A 23819-nucleotide genomic window follows, 5' to 3' on the forward strand; every position below is an offset into this window, starting at 1 on the left:
GTGAAACTCTCAACCTTCTGCCTCGCTCACAGCGCGGCAGCCGCTCCGTCTGTTTTTCAGCCGGAAACGACGATAAATTACTCAGATCAAAATTATCTAAAGCAGATGGAACCTTTTGTCATCAGCTAGAACATTCTCCTTTCAATTGTATCATTGAAACATGCTCTATTGTGGACAATCCCATCCAAAAAAAACGCCGCGTAACACGAATGTGATACGCGGCGTCATTTTTTACAATATCCGCAAAGCAAGCTTAGCCCTGATAGCCATACATCGGGAAGTTTGCTGTCAGCTCAATAACCTTCTTCTGAACGGCAGCTTCAACAGCAGCATTGCCTTCATCAGAATTGGCTGTTTTCAGACCATCGAGCACTTCGGTAATCATATCGCCGATCTGTTCGAATTCCTTGATGCCGAAGCCACGGGTTGTACCTGCCGGTGTGCCGAGACGGATACCGGAGGTTACAAAAGGCTTTTCAGGATCAAACGGAATACCGTTTTTATTTGTCGTGATATTGGCACGGCCTAACGCTGCTTCAGCGCGCTTACCGGTTGCATTTTTCGGACGCAGATCAACCAGCATCAAGTGGTTGTCGGTACCGCCGGAAACGATATCAAGACCGTTCTTCTTCAGGTTCTCTGCGAGAGCTTTGGCATTCGCCACAACATTCTGAGCATAGAGCTTGAATTCAGGCTGCAGCGCTTCTGCCAGTGCAACCGCTTTACCGGCGATAACATGCATCAGCGGGCCGCCCTGAAGACCAGGGAAGACAGCCGAGTTGAACTTCTTGGCCAGATCACCATCATTGGTCAGGATCATACCACCGCGCGGACCGCGCAGGGATTTGTGCGTGGTAGTGGTGCAAACATGCGCATGCGGCACTGGTGACGGATGAACACCGGCAGCAACCAAACCAGCAATGTGCGCCATATCAACCATCAGATAAGCACCGACTTCATCGGCGATCTCACGGAAGCGCTTCCAGTCCCAGATGCGGGAATAAGCAGTACCGCCGGCCAGAATCAGCTTCGGTTTTGTTTCACGGGCAAGGCGTGCCACTTCGTCCATATCCAGCAGGTGATCGTCTTCACGCACACCATAGGATACAACATTGAACCATTTACCGGACATATTGACCGGAGAACCGTGTGTCAGGTGACCACCGGAATTCAGATCCAGACCCATGAATGTATCGCCCGGCTGCAACAGCGCGAGGAAGACTGCCTGGTTCATCTGGCTGCCGGAGTTAGGCTGCACGTTAACGAACTCTGCACCGAAAAGCTTTTTCGCACGTTCAATCGCCAGTTCTTCGACGATATCCACATACTGGCAACCGCCGTAATAACGCTTGCCCGGATAACCTTCGGCATATTTGTTCGTGAGGATTGAACCCTGAGCTTCAAGCACTGCGCGGGAAACGATGTTTTCCGATGCAATCAGCTCGATTTCGTGACGCTGACGGCCAAGCTCCTTGCGGATTGCGCCGAAAATATCAGCATCCGCTTCTTCAAGACCCTTATTAAAGAATGCTTCGAGAGAAGCACTGTTCGCCTGCGACATATCCTATTCCTTCCGGTTCCCAGTCAATTTCCCAGTCAAAAGTCAATCAGACACCATTCCCGCCGCCTGTTTGCGACGATCATGGAATTCCTCGCTATTTGTTTTTGACGCGTATCTTATCCGAAAACCGGTTCCCACTTTTCGGGATACGCTCAATGCCAGTCCGCATATCAAAATGCAGAACAAAAAGCACGTAAATTCAATGTAGCTTGCGGCTTAGCGCATTCCCATATCGGGTGGCAATATCACACTTGTCATGTTGGCTCCATGGCCAGCAGGCGATATGTCATGACGCAAAACGGTCAAAGTCCGATTTATATCGTTTAAGATACAGAAAAGCCGCCCAAAGGCGGCTTCTTCAATAAACGATCTTTTGCACAGAAGGCAGTTTTGGTTGCAAACCGGCTGCAATCTTTTTCAAAACTGCCCTGCTGTTTTTGTGTCTCGAGACTAAAATTCTCAGATCACAGTGCCGATAGCCAGTTCCGAAGCGCCGTCCATCTTGTAAATATCATCGCGGAACTGCGGAATACCGTCACCGGTTGACCATGCTGAGATATAAACAAAATACAGCGGCACAGGATCAGCAAGCTGAATCGGATTGTTCTGACCGCTCTTGATTGTTTCCTCAATGCTATCGCGCGACCAGCCATTGGTGTTCTTCAACAGCCACACATCCAGATCGCGGATATTCTGCACACGGATACAACCGGATGAGTCAAAACGCATCAGATTGTTGAATGTGCCCTTTTGCGGCGTGTCATGCATATAAACAGCATGGGCATTGTGGAAATTGATCTTGGTCGATGCCATCGCATTGATTTTGCCCGGATCCTGACGGAACATCAGCTTCACAGCATCTTCCGTATTCCAGTCAACGGTTTCCGGCGGAACTTCCTGTCCCTGACCATTGTAAAGACGGATTTTGTTCTTGGTCAGATATTGCGGGTCTTTACGCATCAAAGGAATGATGTCTTTGCGGATAATCGACTTTGGTGCTGTCCAATACGGATTGAGGATCACTTCATGGATTTTCGATGTCAGGATCGGAGTCTGACGGTCAATCTTACCAACAACGGCTGTATGGCGCTGCACAACGCGGCCGTTTTCAATAGCTTCAATCTGTGCTGCCGGAATATTGACCATCACAAAACGGGTCTGATCCACATTGGCCAATGAGCCAAGACGTTGCAGATTGGTATTCAGCTGACCAAGACGCACATCGGCGCTGACATTGAGCGCCTTATAGGTCATGTCGCCCATAACACCATCGGCAGGCAAACCATGACGCGCCTGAAAACGCTTCACGGCAGCATCAACATAAGTATCAAAGGAGGTAGAAGAACCAATACCCTCCGGCAGATCACCGGAGATCATCAGACGCTGGCGCAAAATCGGCACAACCTGACTTTTCATGCCCAGACGCAGGCGCTCATTGCCCGGCACTATCGGCCAGCCGCCATTGGCAACAATCATATTATACTGATTGATTGCCGCGCTGATATAATTCAGCGTCTGCGGGCTCATGATTGGCTGGTTGGTGGCAATTGCTTTGGCACCACCGGTACCGCGCGCATCAAATGTATCGCTCCAGTTACCGCGACGACCGGATGACAGCACATCATTCAGACCCACAGCCTGAGCAAATGCAGCGGAAGAAACCGCAGGCACCGACAAAGCAGCCAGTCCCAGACCGGCAGCGCCGCGCAAAAACAAACGGCGATCAAGCGCCTTAACTGTTTTTCCGTCTTTTACACTATGCTTCATTTTATCATCCTCACTCCGCAGCAACAAAGTTTGCCCACCGGAATTCACATCGCAAGACTGTGCGACACAGGCCGTATCAACAGAAAAGCTATTTAGCTTTCCCTGCTCACATTTCAACTCTGAAACAATAATCAACCTGAATAGCAGTGTAACTGATCAAACTCACATCAGTTGCCTATAGGCAAACATCCTGCCGGACTTAACCGCTATAAACAGTTTTGTGGCTTAAACATGTCTGCGAGCATTCCGGCAAGCTCTTATCATTATAAGGAGCTAAAAATGACTATCATAAATATGCTTAATTCGGAATTGTGGCGATTCAGCAACGATAAAGGCTAAAGCATGTCTGGCTCAAATGTATTCATTTGAGCTACCGCGAACATGCGATAATTAAAAAAATCTAGAGCGAGCGCAGTGGGTACGATTAAACGCAACACGCTCTAGCCATTCGTGGCGTTTTATACGGCACTGGCTTTGACGAGGCTGAAACGCTGCAAGCGCCAAAGCGAATTATGTATCGAGGCCAGTCGTGCCGCATCCGGCACATCGCGCCCTGCACCATCCAGAAACACATAATCATAAAGCTCGAAAAGACCATCAGCGACGGCCTGCCCCTTCGCTGTCAATCTCAGGACTGTCAGATCGTCCGAGCTTTCAGCGGCAGAAACCACATAGCCCTGCGCAATCAGGCTGGCGAGCATGATAACGGTCTGTGAGGATAAGGGCTCAATCGTGCGATAAAGCTGTGCCGTATCACGCAGCCCATTGCTGATGCAGAACAGCATAACCGCCTGCTCGGCATTCAAAGGATAGTCCTGCCTGTCAGAAAACGCGCCATGGAAAAAAGCCAGCAAGCGGCGGTAATGGCGGTTCAGCTGACGCTCCACTTCCAGACAAAGAACTTGTAGGCCAGAACCATGATCTGCGCTTTGCACAGTTTCATAGCCTGCAAAGGCGTCTTTGTGCCCTGTTCCGCAATGTGTTGTCTGAAACGGCTCGTGCGTTTGCATTCAGCTTGTCTCCGCTTTTTCAAAGCAAACGCCAGCAGCACCGCATATCAACAAGAGACATGCGAAAGCTGACAGTGTGCTTAGCGATGACTGTAAGAAGCAGCAGTGAAATTCGGCTTAAGCCGCAAGGCTAACAACCGGTTAACAGCCGGTTATTTAAGCGCCAGTTCATAGAGTGGATTGCATCACTCTCAGTGTACCGGCGTTGCTATCGCTCTTTTACCCTGCATAAACAAGCCAATACGGAATGCGATATAGATCAGCAGGAAGCCGATATTGAGCGCGGCCAAAGCCGGAAAAAATTCAAAATAACGTGCTAAAACTGTGTAAATCAGCGCCTGAGCAATGGCTGTAATGACCCAAAGTACTGCACCCCACGAGGCGCGTATCCATAAACCGGTCGCAACAATCGGCAGAGCAATAGCCAGACTCACGCAAGCGGCCTGCCATTGCCACGGCATCAGATCAAAGCGCCATAGCAGCCCCGGATAAAGACCAATCAGACGCAACCAGTAATAAACACCACCGGCAAGGCAAACCAGCGCCACAAACCGTACAAACAGAATGAACCAGCTATGCAGGGCTGAATCTCCCGTGCGTAATCTCAGCTGATCATCCATCATGCGGTTCTTTATCCTTATTCGGAGCTGTCTGCTATTCGCAACAGCTCCATTTTGAACTCAAAGCTACGTGAGATACAAAGCGACATCTCAGTCATGCTTACTCAATTATTCTGCACGAAATCCGGCAGTTTCACATCCGCCAGATTTGCAGGCTTCCACACAGGATTGCCGGTCTTTTCAATCAAAACCGCACCGATACCCGCATAGAAATCATGCCCTTGCAGCAGAATCTCTGCCAGAGCGTACTCTATTTGCATCTGCCTATCCAAGCGTGCGCTGTAACTCAGTTGGTTGTTTGCACGAATAAATGTTTCTGCGTCGTGAAAAAGTGTAAAAATTGCCTTCAGACTGGTTGGCGAGCGCTTTGCAAGCAACTGCGCAATAGCCGCAGCTTTTTCATCGCCCGCCTCTGCGGCTGAGGTGAAATTGGCAATAATCTGTTCAACACTGTGTGCCCTGCAACAGTGGTTGATCAGCGCTCTGTCCTGTTCTGAGGTCTCCCATTCCGGTTCACTCAGATGCATGGGGCTAAGAATATCATCAGGATTTTCACCGGCAATCAGCTTTGAACGCAGCATATCAAGCTGATCTGCTTTCAAAGCATGGGTCGCAATACCACTATGCAGACAATCGCCCCAACGAATAGCAGAACCGGTTAAGCCGAGATAAAAGCCGAATTTCTCCGGCAAAGCAGGCAAAAAGGCACTACCGCCGACATCTGTGAAAAAGCCGATACCGCTTTCCGGCATCGCAAACAGCGTATTTTCCGTCACGATCCGGTGCGAGCCATGCACGGAAACACCGGCACCACCACCCATCGTAATACCATCAAGCAGAGCCACATAAGGCTTCTTGTAGGCTGCAATCAGCCGGTTGAGACGATACTCATCCTGAAAGAAATCAAACGCAGGCGTGCCGCTTTTACCTGCGTGATAGGCAGCAACAACATCGCCACCGGCACAGAAAGCGCGCCCTTCACCTTCGATAATAATGGTTTTGACTTGGGGATCATCAGCCCAATGCAACAAGGCGCGCTCAAATGCCTTTATCATTTTATGGGTCAGGGCATTCAGCGCTTTCGGGCGGGTCAGGCAGATTAACCCCGCCGCGCCTTCCACAGCAAAACGGACTTCATCACCGCCACCGAAATCAACTGAGCCTGAATGAGAGGTTACTGACTGCTGTGCCTTGTCCATCATTTTCTCCTGCCCGCGAATATGCTTCCTGCGCTATCTGGTCAGACTGTAGCCAATTTTTCAACCAAGACCAGCGCTTAAAGCCTCACAATATTTGGATCGCTTATTATAAGCGCGGCAATGTTTCACACCTCAAAAAGCGTTTTTATCAATCTGTTACCGCAATTAGAGTGTTAAGGCTCCTGATCTGGCCTGTGCGGTATCTCTTGTCTATAGAATAGCTTGATCCCGCCTTTCCTTACGCCGAATTACGGAAAAGGTATTATGCGTAATATTGATGAAATCACCCAAAGCCGCCGCTTGCGTCGCACCCGCCGCACCGAGTGGTCCCGCCGTCTGGTTCAGGAAAACGCGTTAAGCGTTAATGATCTGATCTGGCCGTTCTTTGTGTGCGAAGGCAGCAATGTCGCCTCTCCTATTGCCGCAATGCCGGGCGTTCACCGCTATTCCGTGGATATGGCTGTGCGTCAGGCAGAAAAAGCTGCCAAGCTTGGTATTCCGGCGATTGCACCTTTTCCGAATGAACCGGCTCATATTAAAACGCAGGACGGTTCCTATATTGCCAATCCGGATAATCTGATCAATTCGGTCACCCGTGCGATCAAGAAAGAAATTCCTGAAATCGGCATTATCACCGATGCAGCGCTCGATCCTTTCACGACTGATGGTCATGACGGCATCCTGCGTGACGGTATTATTCTCAATGATGAGTCTGTTGAGATGGTCGTGCGCGGTGCGCTGGCACAGGCTGAAGCCGGTGCAGATATTATCGCCCCTTCCGACATGATGGACGGCCGCATCGGTGCTATCCGCGATGCTCTGGATGCCAATGGCTTCCAGCACTTGCCTATTATGTCTTATGCCACCAAATTCGCCTCAGCATTCTACGGCCCTTACCGTGAAGCAATAGGCACTGCCGGTGTGCTGAAAGGTGACAAGAAAACCTATTATCTTGATCCGGCCAACACGGATGAAGCCATGCGCGAAGCCGAGCAGGATGTGCTTGAGGGCGCAGATATGCTGATGATTAAACCGGGCATGCCTTATCTTGATATTATTCAGCGCATCAAAAGCCAGTTCGCTTTGCCGACCTTCGCCTATCAGGTTTCCGGTGAATATGCGATGATCAAAGCCGCCGGCCAGAACGGCTGGATTGACGAAGAAAAAGTCATGATGGAAAGCCTGCTGGCGTTTAAACGCGCCGGTTGTGACGGTATTCTCACTTATTTCGCATTGGAAGTGGCTGAGAAGCTCAAAAACGCCTGATCCGCTTTCACAACCTTACAAAAAGCACATTCTGTTTAGGGCAGCATGTGCTTTTTTGTATTTTAGCACTCCCAAACATAAAACCTTGAAATCCGGGTGTGTGCTTCCTATCTCTCAACTTACAAGAGAGTATAAGGAGCACCACTAAGCCAATGAATGACCGAACAATCGACCATGATATTGTTCTGCCGCGTTTTGAAGACCGCCGTCTTTATGAAGGTGTGCGTTCAAGGCGTATCTTCGCCTTTCTGATCGACTATTTCATTGTGCTGCTGCTGTGTATTCCGGTCGCCATTGTGATTGCCTTTCTCGGCATTCTGACTTTAGGTCTCGGCTGGATGCTCTACGGTATTTTGCTGCCGCTGGTAGCGCTGCCTTACGTGTATTTTACCGTTGGCGGCCCTAACAAAGCCACAACCGGTATGCGCATGATGGGTATCCGGCTTGAGCGTATGGACGGCAAACCGATTGACGGCCTGTTCGCCGTTGTTCACTCGGTGCTGTTCTGGGCAGCCAATGTGCTGCTGACACCGCTTATCCTGCTGGCGACGCTGTTTCTGGACTACAAACGCGCAGTGCATGACATGCTGCTCGGCGCAGTGATTGTACGCACCCATCCGTAATAGTGATATTCAAAAATTTTACAGCGCAGATTTTTCTGCGCTGTTTGCATTATCAGCTTATTTATCGTCGCTCATACGCTATGAATACATTCTCACGAAAGCGGGATTTTACATCCTGCTCAATTCCGTTATGATTAACCATTCTGCAGGCCTTTTGACTGCACAATTTGAGACGTATAATTTCAAGTCGTCTTTATTGTCATATTGACGGGCAAATCATGACACAGCATCAGCCGCAACCACAACAATTCTATCTGACCGCACCGACCGAATGTCCTTATCTGGATAATCGTGCTGAGCGCAAAGTTTTCACGCATCTGGTTGGCAGCCGTGCACCGGAACTGAATGATCTGCTGACGCAGGCCGGTTTCCGCCGCTCTCAGAATATTGCTTATCGTCCGGCCTGTGAAAATTGTAATGCCTGCGTATCAGTGCGGATTCTTGCCGGTGAATTCCAGATGACGCGCTCTATGCGCCGTATCTGGAAACGCAATCAGGATTTGATCGGTTTTGCCAATAAGGCCGAGCCCAGCTCTGAGCAATATGCGCTGTTCCATGATTACCTCAATCACCGGCATCATAATGGCGGCATGTCGGAAATGTCCGTGCTGGACTATGCGATGATGGTTGAGGACAGCCACGTCAACACGCAGATTATTGAATATCGTATGCGGGGCACTGATACGATGATTACCGGCAAAGGCGAAGGCCCGTTGATTGCTGCCGCACTCACCGATGTGATGGGCGATGGCGTTTCCATGGTCTATTCGTTTTTCAATCCGGAGCTGGCCGACCGCTCAATTGGCACCTATATTATTCTCGACCATATTATGCGTTGTAATGCGCTTGGTCTGCCGCATGTCTATCTCGGTTATTGGGTCAACGGCTCTGCGAAAATGCATTATAAAACCCGTTATAAGCCGCAGGAACATCTCACAACCAACGGCTGGCAACGCACCGACATTGCAGATTAAATAAAAACACCCGCATAGTTTTATGCGGGTGTTTTACTATCTTCTATTAAATTCAATCTGTTAGATGACAAATCTCACAATGAGATTCATCACAGAGCATAATTCATTAAACGTGGATCAGTTTAAGGGTGAATTATGCTCTGACTTTATAGTGTTAGAGCGGCCTTTGTATGCCAAGTCCGGAACAAGGCGCTCTAAGCCTTACGTCCAACCTTAAACGCCATACCGATAGATGCAGGCGTCACCGGTGCGAAGCCATATTTGGTATAAAGCTGGGCAGCAGGACCATCAGCGATCAGGCTGACATAAGCACTCTCTGGCGCATTCTCATCGAGATAGGCCATAATCTCAGTCATGATGAGTTTGCCGAGCCCCTGCCCCTGCTGTTCAGGCAGTACTGCAATATCGCAGACCTGATAAGTACAGCCGCCGTCACCAATGACGCGCCCCATCCCTACAACCTTATCACCATCCATAATCTGCACAGCGAATAATGTTCCCAGAAGCCCGCGCTCGGCAGCTTCTCTCGTTTTCGGACTGAGACCACTTGCAGAGCGCAAATGGCAATAAGTTTGCGCATCCGGCACCTGATGCAAGACCTGATATTTTGATTCAACCGGCATAATTAAGTCACTCTTCCCATTCAATAATATGCTTCGAGCGGGCTCTTCCCTGCCAGAGTCCGCCCAAACTTTGTTCTTACCCAAACCTTGTTTTTACGATGTAAACTTACCGGTGCGCGGGAAACCTTTCGGTACCATGCGTCCCGCAGTCGCGCGATCGGCCGCCCATTCCTGCAATTCGTCTTTGCTGCGTGTGAATGTACGATCTGCCGAATCTTGCCAGGTCAGCCCCTGATCAATCGCAAAAGTACGAATGTCGGATATGCCGCCATCCTTATACTTCTGCAGACGCACGCCTTTACCACGCGACAATTCCGGCAGCTCCGCCAACGGGAAGACCAGCATTTTGCGATTTTCACCAACGACGGCCACCATATCACCACTCACGCGCTGACAGAGTTTCATCTCATCCGGCAGTTTTACATTCATGATCTGCTTGCCCTTGCGGGTATTCGCAATCACTTCGCTCTCATTGATCATGAAGCCATAACCTTCATGAGACGCCAATAGCAATTTCGCGCTAGCATCATGTACAAAGGCGGTCAGAATATCCTGATCATTATCCATATCGACCATGATACGGATCGGCTCACCATGACCACGCCCACCCGGTAGGGTGTTAGCGCCGATAGTGAAGAACTTACCGCCGGTGGTCGCGACAACAATCTTGTCTGTCGTTTCCGCATGGAAAGCCAGTTTCAGCTTATCGCCTTCTTTAAAGGACAGCGTGGAGAAGTCCGGCAGATGCCCCTTCATGGCGCGCATCCAGCCTTTTTCAGACACCACAATCGTGACCGGCTCACGCTCGATCATTGCCTGATGAATATCTTCCAGATCATGGCTTGGTGCATCGGCAAATTGCGTGCGGCGCTTACCCAGCGGTGTTTCAGGTCCGTAAGTTTCACGAACCTTCTTCACCTCGCCGCTGATCGCCTTCCACTGCTTGATTTCCGAACCCAGCAATTCTTCAAGCTGTGCTTTTTCAGCGGTCAGACCATCAAATTCCTTACGGATTTCAAACTCTTCCAGTTTGCGCAAGGAACGCAAACGCATATTCAGGATAGACTCAGCCTGCATATCGGAAAGGCTGAAAACCCGCATCAGTTCCTGTTTCGGCTCATCCTCTTCACGGATGATGCGAATAACCTCATCCAGATTGAGATAAGCGATCAGATAACCACTCAGAATTTCAAGGCGCTTTTCGATCTCGTCCAGACGGTATTTGGAGCGGCGTTGCAGAACGTCTTTACGATGTTCCAGCCATTCCTTCAGCACGCCACCTAATGAGAGAACATTCGGCACCTTGCCATGGGAAAGCACGTTCATGTTCAGGGAAACGCGGTTTTCAAGCTCAGTCAGCTTGAACAGCGATTCCATCAGCAATTCAGGATCGACTGTGCGGTTTTTCGGCTCCAGCACAATGCGGATATCTTCTGCCGACTCATCACGGATATCGTCAAGCAGCGGCAGTTTTTTCGCCAGCAGCAGCTCCGCGATCTTCTCAATCAGACGTGATTTCTGCACCTGATACGGAATTTCCGTAATCACCACGACCCATGTGCCGCGACCGAGATCTTCCTTTTCCCACTTCGCACGCACGCGGAAAGCGCCGCGGCCGGTGCGATAGGCTTCAAGAATATTCTCTTTAGGCTCAACCAGAATACCGCCGGTTGGCAAATCAGGCCCCGGCACCAGCTGCACCAGTTCTTCAACCGTTGCCTGCGGATTGCGGATCAGCAGCAATGCGGCGTCGCAAAGCTCTGCCACATTATGCGGCGGAATATTGGTCGCCATACCAACAGCAATACCGGCAGAGCCGTTAGCCAGAAGATTAGGGAATGCACCCGGCAGAACCACCGGCTCCAGATCTTCCTCATTATAGGTCGGGCGGAAATCAATGGCATTTTCCGTAATGCCTTCGAGCAGCAACGATGCCACCTCGGTCATACGGGCTTCCGTATAACGCATGGCAGCGGCATTATCGCCGTCAATATTCCCGAAATTGCCCTGCCCGTCGACAAGCGGATAACGCACCGCGAAATCCTGCGCCAGACGCACCAGCGCATCATAGATCGACGCGTCACCATGCGGATGGAACTTACCCATCACATCACCGACAATACGCGCGCATTTGGCATAGGAGCTGCCCGGATTAAGACGCAGCAGACGCATAGCATGCATGATACGGCGGTGAACCGGTTTCAAACCATCGCGCACGTCCGGCAGCGCACGATGCATGATCGTGGACAGCGCGTAAGCCAGATAGCGCTCTTCAAGCGCCGATTTCAGATCAACCGTTTCGACGTGATCATCGCCGCCCGATGGCGGAATCAGATTTTTACCCATGGAATATGGTTAGCAAGCGGCTGATTCTGCGGCAAGTCAAGATGCGTTTACACACAGCAACTAGGCCGGTTTTCCGCATTATTCTCGTTATCTCGTCAAAAATACAACGATTATGACAGCAGATTTTATCTGATACCGAAGTGTGACTTGCAGTGAAATAAACTCGCTGTTACGAAAAAGACAAAATTGTCATGTTATAGGCAATTACAGTATTTCGTATGTAAATATAGGCAAACACCCAAGGAGCCTTCTTATGCCGGTTATGAAACCGCTTTATACAGCTGCCCGCACTCTTTCCGTTGCTACAGCACTCACTGTAATTTTTGCCGGCTCAGCTTATGCGCTGGACGGAAATGATGTTGCAAAGCGTCTGCAGGCTCGTTTTGAGGAACAGGGCACGAAAGTTGAGTTTGGCAAAGTCGAAACAGACGGCACAACCGTAACTCTGCGTGATACCAAAGTCACTGTTCCGAATTCGGAAATCGGTGAAATGTCTGTTGGCGATATCGTTCTGAAAGATGTCGCGGAAGATGGCAAAGGCGCCTATACTGCAGAAACTGCAACTCTGCAGGACTTCTCCAACACCAAAGACAAGACCAAAATCGACGTTAAAGGCATCGAAATTGGCAAAATTTATCTCGCTGCCGATAATGAAGAAGACGTTATTGCCAAGATGATGGCTTATCAGAACTTCAAGATCGACAGCCTGGTTGTTGCTGAAGATGGCCAGGAAATGGTCAATGTCAAAGACGTATTCGCGAATTCCTCTGCCTATACCAAAGGCACAGCGATGACGTACGAATTTGGTGTAAAATCCATTGATCTCGACATTGAGAAAATGGAAAAAGTTCGCAAAGCAGCCGAAGCAGGCGAAGCAGAAGCAACTCCGAATCCAATGCTCGACCTCGGCTACAAGCAGCTGAAAATGGCAATCAGCTCAACCGGCTCCTGGGAACCTGAAAAAGGCGACCTGGCTATGGACAAATTCGAGTTCGATGTTGCTGACCTCGGTAAATTTGACACCACGCTCAAGCTGGGCGGCTATGATGCCAAATTCATCAAGGCTCTTCAGGAAGCCAACAAAAAGATCAACGAAAATAAAGAAAACAGCGACGTTGCAGGCATGGCTATGCTTGGCCTGATCCAGCAGCTTTCGATCAGCGGCATGTCCTTCCGCTATGATGATGCATCCCTCACCCCAAAACTGCTTGAATATTACGGCAAGCAGCAGGGCATCAGCAGCGAAGACATGGTCAACCAGATTAAAGGTATTGCACCTCTGATGGTTGGCTATCTCGGTCATGCAGATTTCGCGATGCAGGCAACAACTGCCATCAACACCTATCTGGATGACCCTAAGTCCCTGACAATCGCTGCGAAGCCTGATGCACCTGTATCCTTCGCTCTGATTGCTGCGACTGCGACTGCTGATCCTAAGAAGCTTATTGATCTGCTGGCTGTTAAGCTGACAGCTAATCAGTAATCTCTGCTGAACTTTGATTAAAGCGCATCCCGAAAAGTGTGAAACGGTTTTCGGAAAAAATGCGCGTTAAAACAAATAATTAGAGCGCCGATCTGATCTAATCAGATCGGAACACGCTCTAAAAAAAACCCGGCTCTGAGCCGGGTTTTTTATTGCTTGCATATTGAGTAATAAAAAACGCCGCGTCTTTATCAGACACGGCGTTTAAATCATCTAATCCGGAAACAGATTAGTCTTTTTTGATCGGGTTCACACGGATGTGCAGATCACGCAGCTGAGCCGGTGTTACTTCTGCAGGTGCGCCCATAAGCAGATCAACAGCCTGCTGGTTCATCGGGAACAGCGAGATATCACGCAGGTTCTTCGCGCCAACAAGCAGCATAACCACACGATCAACACCGGCAGCCATACCACCATGCGGAGGCGCGCCATACTGGAATGCGCGATAAAGGCCACCAAAGCGGTCTTCAACATCCTGCTGGCTCAGACCAACCTTTTCAAAGGCTTTGACCATAACTTCCGGCAACTGGTTACGGATCGAACCGGATGCAATTTCAAAGCCGTTACAGACCAGATCGTACTGATAGGCTTTGAGTGACAACGGATCTTGTGTTTCCAGCGCTTCCAGACCACCTTGCGGCATCGAAAACGGGTTGTGTGCGAAGTCGAGCTTCTTGTTATCTTCGTCCCACTCATAGAATGGGAAGTCGATGATCCAGGCCAGCTCGAAACGATCACGGTCAGTGAGATTCAGCTCGTCACCGGCGCGGTTACGCGCATCACCGGCAAATTTGTAGAATTTCGACGGCAGACCGGCAACGAAGAAGCAGGCATCGCCATCTTCCAGACCCATTTGGGTACGGATTGCTTCAACGCGCTCTTCACCGATATTCTTAGCAATCGGGCCCGCACCTTCCAGCTTATCGCCTTCTTTGCGCCAGAAGATATAGCCGAGACCCGGCTGACCTTCACCCTGTGCCCATGAGTTCATGCGATCGCAGAATGCGCGTGAGCCACCGGTTTTTGCAGGGATCGCCCAGACTTCAACTTTAGGATCATTCGCAATCATGTTTGCGAAAACCTTGAAACCGGAGCCGGCGAAATGATCAGTCACAGCCTGCATTTCAATCGGGTTACGCAGATCAGGCTTATCCGAACCATAGGTGCGGATTGCATCATCATAAGCAATACGACGGAAGTTCTGCGTCACTGGCTTGCCTTCGGCAAATTCAGTGAAAATATCGCGCATAACCGGTTCCATTGTCTCCCAGATTTCTTCCTGAGTGACAAAGCTCATTTCCAGATCGAGCTGGTAGAATTCGCCCGGCAGACGGTCGGCACGCGGATCTTCATCGCGGAAGCAAGGTGCGATCTGGAAGTAGCGGTCAAAACCGGCCACCATCAACAACTGCTTATACTGCTGCGGCGCCTGTGGCAGCGCATAGAACTGACCTTCGTGAATACGGCTCGGCACGAGGAAGTCACGCGCACCTTCTGGCGAAGACGCGGTCAGAATCGGCGTTGTGAATTCGTTGAAACCAATATCATTCATATGACGGCGCATCGCGCCAATGATTTTGGTACGCTTCATGATGTTCTTGTGCAGCGTATCGCGGCGCAGATCAAGGAAGCGATATTTCAAGCGGATATCTTCAGGATATTCCTGCTCACCAAAGACCGGCAGAGGCAGTTCTTTGGCAGCGGCCAGAACTTCGATCTCTTTGGCAACGATTTCGATTTCACCAGTCGGCAGATTCGGATTTACGGCATCGCCAGCACGGGCTGTGACTTCACCATCAACACGGATCACCCATTCACCGCGAACGGTTTCGGCAATTTTGAATGCCGGGCTGTCCGGATCAGCAACGATCTGGGTCAGGCCATAATGGTCACGAATATCAATAAAAAGGATACCGCCGTGATCGCGGACACGATGAACCCAGCCGGAAAGACGAACTGTCTGGCCGACATCCGACTTGCGGAGGGCTTCGCAGGTATGGCTGCGGTAACGATGCATGTTTTCTGCCTTCAGAAGAGTGGTAATAAACGTAAAATCAAAGATCAAAAATCTGATTTTTCATGTTGACGGACAAGCGCATTTTGGCCGCAAAAAGTCAAGTGCCAGACCATTCTACAGCCAAATTGACTCATTCTAAATGCTCTATAACTGCTCTTGCCCGTGAGCAACAGGCAGCACCGCCTTCAGAATTGTAGTAAAGTCACAAGATATGTAGTTTTTAGACTTAGTTTTCCGCGACAAAGCAATTGTGATTGGTTATAGAAAAAATATGGAACTGATTACGACAACACAGGGTCTTGAAAAGGCCGTTTCACAGCTTTCAAAATCTGATTTTGTCACTGTGGATACCGAATTCATTCGTGAAACCACATTCTGGCCGGAGCTTTGCCTGATCCAAATGGCATCACCGGACACGACTGCATTGGTGGATGCGCTGGCACCGGACATTGATCTCAGCTCTTTCTTCGCCCTGATGGCGGATAAAGCTGTCGTCAAAGTTTTCCACGCTGCCCGTCAGGACATAGAAATCGTTTTCCATCTCGGAAACCTAATCCCTGAACCGGTGTTTGATACACAGGTTGCAGCAATGGTTTGCGGTTTTGGCGATGCGATCTCCTATGACCAGCTGGTTGCGCGCATCACAGGCGTTAATCTGGACAAGTCGTCCCGCTTTACCGACTGGCGCCGCCGTCCGTTGAGCGACAAACAGCTGGACTATGCTCTGGCCGATGTCACCCATCTGCGCGATGTTTATCTTTATCTGCAAGACCGGCTGACCAGCGAGGGCCGCAACGACTGGGTGAGCGAAGAAATTCGCATTCTCACTGCGCGTGAGACCTATGACGTGCATCCTGATGATGCATGGAAACGTCTGAAAATCCGACTGCGCAAGCCTGTTGAACTGGCTGTGATGCAGAAGGTTGCTGCATGGCGCGAACGTGCTGCGCGTGAGCGCAATGTGCCGCGTGGCCGTGTGATTAAAGACGATACGATTCAGGAAATCGCCCAGCAACAGCCGCGCGATGCCGAGGCTCTGTCGCGTTTGCGCACCATCCCGAAAGGCTGGGAGCGTTCTTCCCATGCCAATGGGTTGGTTGAAGCAATCAATGAAGCGCTGTGCATCCCGAAAGAGGATCTGCCGCGCCTGCCGAAGCAATATAATGCACCGGAAGGCACAGGAGCAGCCTCGGATGTATTGAAGCTGCTGCTCAAAATCATCACTGAAGATCATGGCGTTGCACCCAAAGTCGTCGCCTCCTCCGATGATATTGATCAGATTGCGGCCAAGGGCAATGCAGCGGATGTACCGGCTCTTAAAGGCTGGCGCCGTGAGTTATTCGGTGAAAAAGCGCTACAGATGATTGAAGGCAAGATCGCCATCAAATTTGAAGACCGCAAGATCAAAGCCGTTCCACTGGATTGAACATGCGTGATAAGATTAAAGTCAGTGTCTTTCTGGGCATCAGTCTGGATGGCTATCTTGCCGGTCCCGACAACGACTTGTCTTGGCTGTCGATTGTCGAGACTGACCCACCGGAAGATACCGGCTACAATGCACTGATGGCGGATGTTGATGTGCTGGTTATGGGACGCAATACCTATGACACAGTGCTGACATTCGGCTTCTGGCCTTATGAGGGCAAGCAAGTAGTCGTGCTGACCAGCCGCCCGCTGACACCACTCTATGGTGAAACCAGCTTTAACGGCACACTCAGTGATCTGCTGCCAGAACTGGCAACACGCGGGCTGAAACACGTCTATCTCGACGGCGGCAATGTTGTGCGCCAGGGATTGCAGCAACGACTGGTTGATGAACTGACTTTAAGCTGGGTACCGGCCACAATCGGCAAAGGTGTACGGCTGTTTGAAGGCGACATGTCCATTAGCCGGTGGAAACTCACCGGTCAGCAGGCATTTCCAAGCGGGCTACTTCAAGCCAGATATAAATTTGATAAAGCGATGTAATGAAAAGGCCGGATTTAATAATCCGGCCTTTTTAATTATTCGATCACGAAACGAAGCGTCTTGCCGGTTACCTTAGCCAGCACATTCAGCCGGTTATCCAATCTCTCAGAGACCAGATCGCGATAGGCCTCAGGCACCACCAGCGCCAGAACATCACCTTCCTGCCGCCATTTCAGCTGCGGAATCACATCCGGCATCGAGGCTGACAGCAGATAAACCACCCGCAGCAAGGCCCCCAAAATCCGCGCACGCTCGCGTAAACGCGGGGTAGCAATGCGGATAATTTCCGGCGCGGCATCGTCATCCATCACGCCTTCATGGCGATAATAGTTGGCCAGCGCCATGTAAGCACGTCCCGGATGATCAATACCGATGAAAGAGCCATGGGCGATAATATTCAGCGCCTGTGGCCCACGATAGTCAGGATGCGCCCGCCAGCTGATATCGGCCAGCAAACAAGCTGCCCGACGATACCGGTTTTCGTCTTCGGTCTCATCATAGCCAAGCTGTTCAAAGGCATAGCCAGTCCAGTCGGCAAGCTCATGGGCATGACGCGGCGAACGCGAGCGCAATACCGCCTGCTCTTCTGCCGCCGACAGCAAAGGATCAAGCCTCTGCTCTTTCTTGGAAAGCAGCGAATACAAATAGCCCTCACGCACACCCAATGCCGAGAAGACAATTTGTGCCGGTTCCATGCGCTTCACAACTTCCATCAGCACTGTCGCACCATAGGACAACAACTGACGACGGTTTTTGGAGACAGCCTCAATGCCGCGCATATGATCAATATCAAACCGCGCAACACGATAGAGGAAATGATAGGCATCTTCCGGATCCATGGCATAGCCATGCATCACATGCAGCGGGTAATGTTTGGCGCTCATATGCAGTTTGGCGAGATTTCGCCATGTACCGCCAACCGCATAGAAGGTGCGCCCCTTACCCTCTTTCAGGAAGGAGACATCGCCGACATATTTACGGGTGATCTTGGCTGCTTCAGTGATCTTACCGCCGGACATATCCTGAAGACGCAAGCCACCAAGCGGCAAAGTGATTCCGCTGCCGATAGCCTTATCCGGGTTATCACCATGCACATCGACCAGCTCAAGGCTGCCGCCGCCGAGATCGCCGGCAATACCATTCGGGTGATGAAAGCCGGAAATAATCCCCATAGCGGAATAATAGGCCTCTTCGCGACCGGAGAGAATCTGGATGCTTTCACCCAGAATTTCCTCAGCTCGCGCAATAAAATCCGGTCCGTTTTCAGCCTCACGGGCTGCGGCAGTCGCGATTGTATAGATTTTTGTTGCACCGGCCTGTTTGGCCAAAGCACGAAAACGACGCAGCGCCTCAAGGGCGCTGGCGACCGATTTATCATTCAAACGTCCGGTTTGAGCCAGCCCTTTGCCAAGCCCGCTCAAAATTTTCTCGTTAAAGAAAATTGTCGGAGCGCGCACAATACCTTCGTAGATAACCATACGCACGGAGTTGGAACCGATATCAATAACTGCAACCGGCTCCAGACCTTTTAAACGGCCCTGTGCTACAGACAAACTCATGCGTTGCGGTTTCGCTCTGCGCGCACGCGGTTGTGGCGCGCGATCAAACGCGGTGCTGATGACTTCAGAGACTTGCCGCGGCCGGACAGGCTTGGATTGGTCATGAAATATTCCTGAGCGTTAAAAGCTTCTTCCCCATCCACGGGTTTCATCCGCTTGGAGGTTCCGTCTGAAAGTACCTCAAAGCTTTGTTGATTATCGTAGAGATTTGCAAGCATAATCTGCGATAAAATCTGTTGATGCACTGTCACGTTGGTAACAGGCACCAGCGTTTCCACGCGGCGGTCGAGGTTACGCGGCATCATATCGGCTGAGCTGATATAAACAATGGCCTCTTTGGACGGTAAATCCTGCCCGTTGCCAAAACAATAAATACGCGAATGCTCAAGAAAACGGCCGACAATCGACTTCGCACGAATATTGTCTGACAATCCGGGTACTTGCGGACGCAGGCAACAAATACCGCGTACCACCAGATCAATCTGCACCCCTGCACTGCTGGCTCTATACAGCGCATCAATAATCTGCGGATCAACCAGCGAATTCATTTTCAGCCAGATGGCGGCCGGACGACCGGCTTTAGCGTGCTCAATTTCATCGGCAATGTGATTGAGAATACGCTTGCGCAAAGAGAATGGTGAAATTGCCAGCTTCATACCATCCGCAGGTTGCGCGTAACCGGTGATGAAATTGAAAATATGTGCAACATCCCGCGCCGTATCCGCATCAGAAGTAAAGAACGATATGTCGGTGTAAATTTTCGCAGTAATCGGATGATAGTTACCCGTACCAAGATGCACATAAGAGCGCAGCTTATCATCTTCGCGACGCACCACGAGCGACATTTTTGCGTGCGTTTTCAATTCGATAAAACCAAATACCACCTGCACACCGGCGCGTTCCAGATCGCGTGCCCAGCGAATATTGGCTTCTTCGTCAAAGCGGGCTTTCAACTCTACCAGCGCCGTTACCGATTTACCGGCTTCAGCCGCATCAATCAGCGCACGCACAATCGGCGAGTTATTCGAGGTACGATAAAGTGTCTGTTTGATCGCCAGCACATTCGGATCAAGCGCGGCCTGACGAAGAAACTGCACCACCACGTCAAACGACTCATAAGGATGGTGAACAACAATGTCCTTCTCGCGGATTGCCGCTAAGCAATCGCCGCCATGCTCACGAATGCGCTCGGGAAAACGCGGATTATATGGAATGAATTTCAGATCATCGCGCGGAATAGCAACCACTTCCGAGATCATGGTCAGCGCCAGCAATCCGGGCAGAACACTGACACGGCTCTCGGAGACACCAAGCTCCATCGTCATGAAGACCCGCAGCGCTTCCGGCATATCGCTGTCAAATTCAATGCTGATGACCTTACCGCGACGGCGGCGTTTCAGAGCGGTTTCGAAATGGCGCACCAGATCTTCCGCATCTTCTTCCACTTCAATATCGCTGTCGCGAATAATACGGAATGTACCGGCACCACGTACCTCATAACCCGGAAACAGGCGCTCGATGAACAGGCTGACGACATCTTCCAGTGTAATAAAGCGATAGGTTCCGGCTTCTGACGGCACCTGCACAAAACGGCTCAGTGCAACCGGCAGACGCAAAAGCGCAACCATCGGATGCTTATCCGTGATGCGTGACAATTGCAGCGCCATCGAGAAACCGAGATTCGGAATAAACGGAAACGGATGTGCCGGATCGAGCGACAAAGGTGTGAGAACCGGAAAGATCGTATCGAGAAAGTGATGTTCCAGCCACTTCTTGTCGTTTTTCTTCAAACGGTCAGAGCGGATAATCTCGATATTTTCCTGCGCCAGCTCCTTGCGCAGCATTTGCAGTGTTTCCTGCTGTGCGGCCTGCAGCGTGGCAACTTCCGCCAGCACAAAATCCAGCTGCTCCTGCGGGGTGCGGCCATCTGCCGAGCGCGTAGCAACGCCTGCACGCACCTGCCCTGCAAGACCGGCAATGCGCACCATGAAAAATTCATCAAGGTTGGCAGCGGAGATCGACAGAAAGCGCACGCGCTCCAGCAGCGGCTGATGCTTATTCACAGCCTCGGCCAGCACGCGCTTGTTAAATTGCAGCCATGAGAATTCGCGATTTACAAAGCGCTCGGGGCTCTCAGACAAAGGAGGTACAGTATAATCAGCAACATTGGATGTAACTGCAACAACATCTGTTTTGGCCATCAATGCCGGCACATTACCCACAGGTTCAGCTTCTTTCAGCGAGCCATGACTTTTTTTATGCGACACGTTTAAAACCCCTTTGAAATCGCTGCGAAGTCCGCGCGATATTCGATCCTCAAAACAGTGATCCTGTTACGGTTCATTTGTGTATTCTGCATGACAAATTCTTAACAAAGCGGAGATTAAAGCGGAAACGATAAAAAACACTTCCGCTCCTGCTCTATTCGCGATACATCAGAGCAAAATTATGCGTCTGAGCGGTGCCGGATAAGGTTCTTCCAGTTATCACTCTCACGCTTTGTTGTTACCGCATTGATGGTGCGAGTGATTCCGCTCAAAGCATAAATGTTATAAGGTGATGCAATCACTGGAGTTGTCCCATGTCAGATCATATTATTCCTCATTTCCAGAACGATGCAGGTCACAATGCCATCAGTATCGGCGTTAAAGAATTCATGTGCGTCGGTGCTAATCCGCCATTCGACCACCCGCATGTCTTCCTTGATATGGGCGATGAAGAAGAAGTTGTCTGCCCTTATTGCTCAACCCTTTATCGTCACGATGCATCGCTTAGCGCAGAACAGACTGTGCCTGCCGGTTGCACATACAGTGACCCTGTGGTTGCAGCAGCGGAATAATTCCGCTTAGCCGTTGTGAAAAAGCGCCCCGTTTTCACCTTTGAATACGAACCAGAATCATAGTGCAGCATAATTTGCTGATCTATTCTGTTTCCGGCTCGTAGTACTGCAAAGATCAGAGCGGGAATTGTTCGCCGGATCGGGTTTTCCGTTCAGACAGTTCCGGCTCATGCTTTATTAGTTTGAGGGCGCCATGCAAAATCAGAACGACCAGCGTATTCTCATTTCCGGTGCCGGCCTTGCCGGTATGACCACGGCTCTGGCACTAGCCGATCGTGGTTTTTCCGTTTTGATGATGGAAAAAGCACCTGCTCTTTCTGAAGTGGGTGCCGGATTACAACTTGCACCCAATGCCACCCGTCTGCTTGAGCGTCTGGGTGTGATGCATGATCTGCTGACGCAGGCCGTCAGCCCTGAAGCGCTGTATCTGATGGACGGCGTGAAAGCACAGCCGCTGATCCGCATGGAACTTGGGAGCCAGGCTGCACAGCGCTGGAACGCACCTTACATTACCTGCCACCGCGCAGATTTGCAGGCCGCATTGCTCAAGACCGTGCGTGCACACCCTAAAATTACGTTGCATCTCGGTGCCAATGTTCTGTCGCATCATATTGCGGCGGACAAGGTGACCATTCGCGTTGATCTCAACAACCAGATCAGTGACTATAGCGGGCAATTGCTGCTCGGCTGTGATGGTGTTTGGTCTGCCCAGCGCGCCGGTATTGTCTCGCAAAACAAACCGGCTGATGAAAGCCGTGCACGGTTTACCGACCATATTGCTTGGCGCACCACCCTGCCGATTGAGCAGGTTCCGCAGAGCTTCCTCTCGGTACTGAAAGACCAACTCAGCGTTTCCGCATGGCTTGGTCAGGGCGCTCATCTGATTGCCTATCCGATTAAAAACGGCAAAGCCTATAATTTTGTTGCCATTACCGATGGTGAAGATATCGGCACCAGCTGGGATATGAAAGGCGACAGCGCGGCGCTAATCCGCAGCTTCAGCGGCTGGTCACAAGCTGTCAGCGATGTATTGCAAGCCGCACCGCAATGGACATTCTGGCCAATGTTTGAAATGCCGGAGCCGAAGCTGGTTGTAGACAAGCGTTTGATCCTGCTTGGCGATGCCTCCCATGCCATGACACCTTTTGCAGCACAGGGCGCGGCAATGGCCATTGAGGATGGAGCCTCTCTGGCCGCCCATCTGTCACCCGAGCAAAGCGACCATAGTGCTGCCCTCGCCGCCTTTGAAAAGCAGCGACTGGCACGCATTGCCAAGGTTGCCCGCCGCGGAAAGCTCAACCGCTTTGCCTATCACGCCAGCGGGCCCGTTGCTCTTGGCCGCAATATCATGTTCAAACTGCGTAAGCCGGACGATTTCCTGCGCGATCTCGACTGGCTCTATCAATATGATGCAGCGGATATTACGGCCTGAGGCGTCGTTTTACTCCTGCGGCATAGCCTGTTTGGCTGCTTCCATATCCATCCACATCACTTCCCATATATGGCCGTCCAAGTCTTCAAAACTACGGCCATACATAAAGCCATAATCCTGCACCGGTGACGGATCTGCCCGTCCACCTCCAGCGACGGCCTTAGTGATGAACTGATCGACCTCCTGTTTCTCAGCAGCAGAAATACAGATCAGAACCTCACTCACCGCACGGGCATCCGCGATGCTCTTCGGCGTGAACTGACGAAATTTTTCATGGGTCAGCAGCATGACATAAATTGTGTCTGTGAAGACCATGCAGGACGCAGTGTCATCGCTGAACATCGGGTTCTTTTGTGCCCCGACAGCTTCATAAAACGCTGTCGCTTCTGCAAGATTGCTGACGGGAAAATTGACAAAAATCTGCCTGCTCATTTTTCTCTCCTCCTTTAATTGACCGCATCAGAGGGGTCATCGATTTTTGCGCTAATACTTTTTGTTTAAATTTGCGACAGTTTCAGCATAATGCAAGAAA

Annotated in this window: 19 protein-coding genes; 8 read left to right on the top strand and 11 right to left on the bottom strand. The window is 50.7% G+C overall.

The genetic code is table 11. The annotated features are described in order from the left end of the window. Positions 1–253: 253 nt before the first annotated feature. The 5 genes from glyA to QUF18_RS10915 all read right to left on the bottom strand — a co-directional run bounded on the left by glyA (position 254) and on the right by QUF18_RS10915 (position 6157). Positions 254–1561 (bottom strand): serine hydroxymethyltransferase, encoded by a 1308-nt coding sequence (gene glyA / locus QUF18_RS10895; protein WP_289387085.1) that lies wholly within the window; start codon positions 1559–1561, stop codon positions 254–256. A 459-nt stretch (positions 1562–2020) separates the two neighbouring features. Next, positions 2021–3328 carry a L,D-transpeptidase family protein gene (locus tag QUF18_RS10900; RefSeq protein ID WP_289387087.1) on the bottom strand — a complete coding sequence of 436 codons (1308 nt, stop codon included), beginning with the start codon at positions 3326–3328 and terminating at the stop codon, positions 2021–2023. A 458-nt stretch (positions 3329–3786) separates the two neighbouring features. Continuing rightward, entirely contained in the window at positions 3787–4338 is a 552-nt protein-coding gene (locus QUF18_RS10905) for a hypothetical protein (protein WP_289387088.1), read from the bottom strand. Between the two features lie 191 nt (positions 4339–4529). Beyond that, a complete protein-coding gene (locus QUF18_RS10910) occupies positions 4530–4961 on the bottom strand; it encodes a DUF6163 family protein (RefSeq protein WP_289387089.1) in 432 nt (143 codons plus the stop codon). 101 nt (positions 4962–5062) lie between these two features. Then, positions 5063–6157, bottom strand: coding sequence for an enoyl-CoA hydratase/isomerase family protein (locus QUF18_RS10915; protein WP_289387193.1), 1095 nt, complete (start codon positions 6155–6157; stop codon positions 5063–5065). A gap of 264 nt (positions 6158–6421) precedes the next feature. On the opposite strand from QUF18_RS10915, the gene hemB reads away from it, so the two are divergent. The 3 genes from hemB (at position 6422) to QUF18_RS10930 (ending at position 9020) form a co-directional block, all read left to right on the top strand. Then, complete coding sequence (gene hemB / locus QUF18_RS10920) at positions 6422–7423, top strand: porphobilinogen synthase (RefSeq protein ID WP_289387090.1); 1002 nt, start codon at positions 6422–6424, stop codon at positions 7421–7423. A gap of 152 nt (positions 7424–7575) precedes the next feature. Beyond that, positions 7576–8046: an RDD family protein gene (locus tag QUF18_RS10925; protein ID WP_289387091.1), complete on the top strand. Its 471-nt coding sequence runs from the start codon at positions 7576–7578 to the stop codon at positions 8044–8046. Positions 8047–8264: 218 nt separating this feature from the next. Continuing rightward, a complete protein-coding gene (locus tag QUF18_RS10930) occupies positions 8265–9020 on the top strand; it encodes an arginyltransferase (RefSeq protein WP_289387092.1) in 756 nt (251 codons plus the stop codon). A gap of 194 nt (positions 9021–9214) precedes the next feature. On the opposite strand, the gene QUF18_RS10935 is transcribed toward QUF18_RS10930, so the two are convergent. Together QUF18_RS10935 and parC are read right to left on the bottom strand one after the other, a co-directional pair. Beyond that, positions 9215–9643: a GNAT family N-acetyltransferase gene (locus QUF18_RS10935; RefSeq protein ID WP_289387093.1), complete on the bottom strand. Its 429-nt coding sequence runs from the start codon at positions 9641–9643 to the stop codon at positions 9215–9217. A 93-nt stretch (positions 9644–9736) separates the two neighbouring features. Continuing rightward, a complete protein-coding gene (gene parC, locus QUF18_RS10940) occupies positions 9737–11989 on the bottom strand; it encodes a DNA topoisomerase IV subunit A (RefSeq protein WP_289387094.1) in 2253 nt (750 codons plus the stop codon). Positions 11990–12242: 253 nt separating this feature from the next. On the opposite strand from parC, the gene QUF18_RS10945 reads away from it, so the two are divergent. Next, positions 12243–13472: an aq_1923 C-terminal domain gene (locus tag QUF18_RS10945; protein ID WP_289387095.1), complete on the top strand. Its 1230-nt coding sequence runs from the start codon at positions 12243–12245 to the stop codon at positions 13470–13472. Positions 13473–13701: 229 nt separating this feature from the next. On the opposite strand, the gene aspS is transcribed toward QUF18_RS10945, so the two are convergent. Then, on the bottom strand, positions 13702–15489 hold the full coding sequence (gene aspS / locus QUF18_RS10950; RefSeq protein ID WP_289387096.1) for an aspartate--tRNA ligase: 1788 nt from the start codon (positions 15487–15489) through the stop codon (positions 13702–13704). A 271-nt stretch (positions 15490–15760) separates the two neighbouring features. Between aspS and rnd the strand changes: the two genes are divergently transcribed. Further along, positions 15761–16915, top strand: a complete 1155-nt coding sequence (rnd, locus tag QUF18_RS10955) for a ribonuclease D (protein ID WP_289387097.1) — start codon at positions 15761–15763, stop codon at positions 16913–16915. 2 nt (positions 16916–16917) lie between these two features. After that, positions 16918–17457, top strand: a complete 540-nt coding sequence (locus QUF18_RS10960) for a dihydrofolate reductase family protein (protein WP_289387098.1) — start codon at positions 16918–16920, stop codon at positions 17455–17457. Between the two features lie 35 nt (positions 17458–17492). Here QUF18_RS10960 and ppx read toward each other — a convergent pair whose 3' ends face one another. Continuing rightward, positions 17493–19016 (bottom strand): exopolyphosphatase, encoded by a 1524-nt coding sequence (ppx, locus tag QUF18_RS10965; RefSeq protein WP_289387101.1) that lies wholly within the window; start codon positions 19014–19016, stop codon positions 17493–17495. Beyond that, positions 19013–21217, bottom strand: coding sequence for an RNA degradosome polyphosphate kinase (locus QUF18_RS10970; protein ID WP_289387195.1), 2205 nt, complete (start codon positions 21215–21217; stop codon positions 19013–19015). Before QUF18_RS10970 ends, ppx begins: the two co-directional genes overlap by 4 nt. A 380-nt stretch (positions 21218–21597) precedes the next feature. On the opposite strand from QUF18_RS10970, the gene QUF18_RS10975 reads away from it, so the two are divergent. Next, positions 21598–21855 carry a zinc-finger domain-containing protein gene (locus QUF18_RS10975; RefSeq protein WP_237122276.1) on the top strand — a complete coding sequence of 86 codons (258 nt, stop codon included), beginning with the start codon at positions 21598–21600 and terminating at the stop codon, positions 21853–21855. A 193-nt stretch (positions 21856–22048) separates the two neighbouring features. Next, the gene (locus tag QUF18_RS10980) at positions 22049–23287 is read left to right on the top strand and encodes an FAD-dependent monooxygenase (protein WP_289387102.1); all 1239 of its coding nucleotides are present in this window, start codon (positions 22049–22051) and stop codon (positions 23285–23287) included. A 9-nt stretch (positions 23288–23296) separates the two neighbouring features. Here the strand turns inward: QUF18_RS10980 and QUF18_RS10985 are convergent, their stop codons facing one another. Beyond that, positions 23297–23719 carry a VOC family protein gene (locus QUF18_RS10985; RefSeq protein ID WP_289387104.1) on the bottom strand — a complete coding sequence of 141 codons (423 nt, stop codon included), beginning with the start codon at positions 23717–23719 and terminating at the stop codon, positions 23297–23299. Positions 23720–23819 lie beyond the last annotated feature (100 nt).

The sequence above is a fragment of the Pseudochrobactrum kiredjianiae genome, assembly GCF_030362795.1.
In the GTDB taxonomy this organism is placed as follows: Bacteria; Pseudomonadota; Alphaproteobacteria; order Rhizobiales; family Rhizobiaceae; genus Pseudochrobactrum; species Pseudochrobactrum kiredjianiae.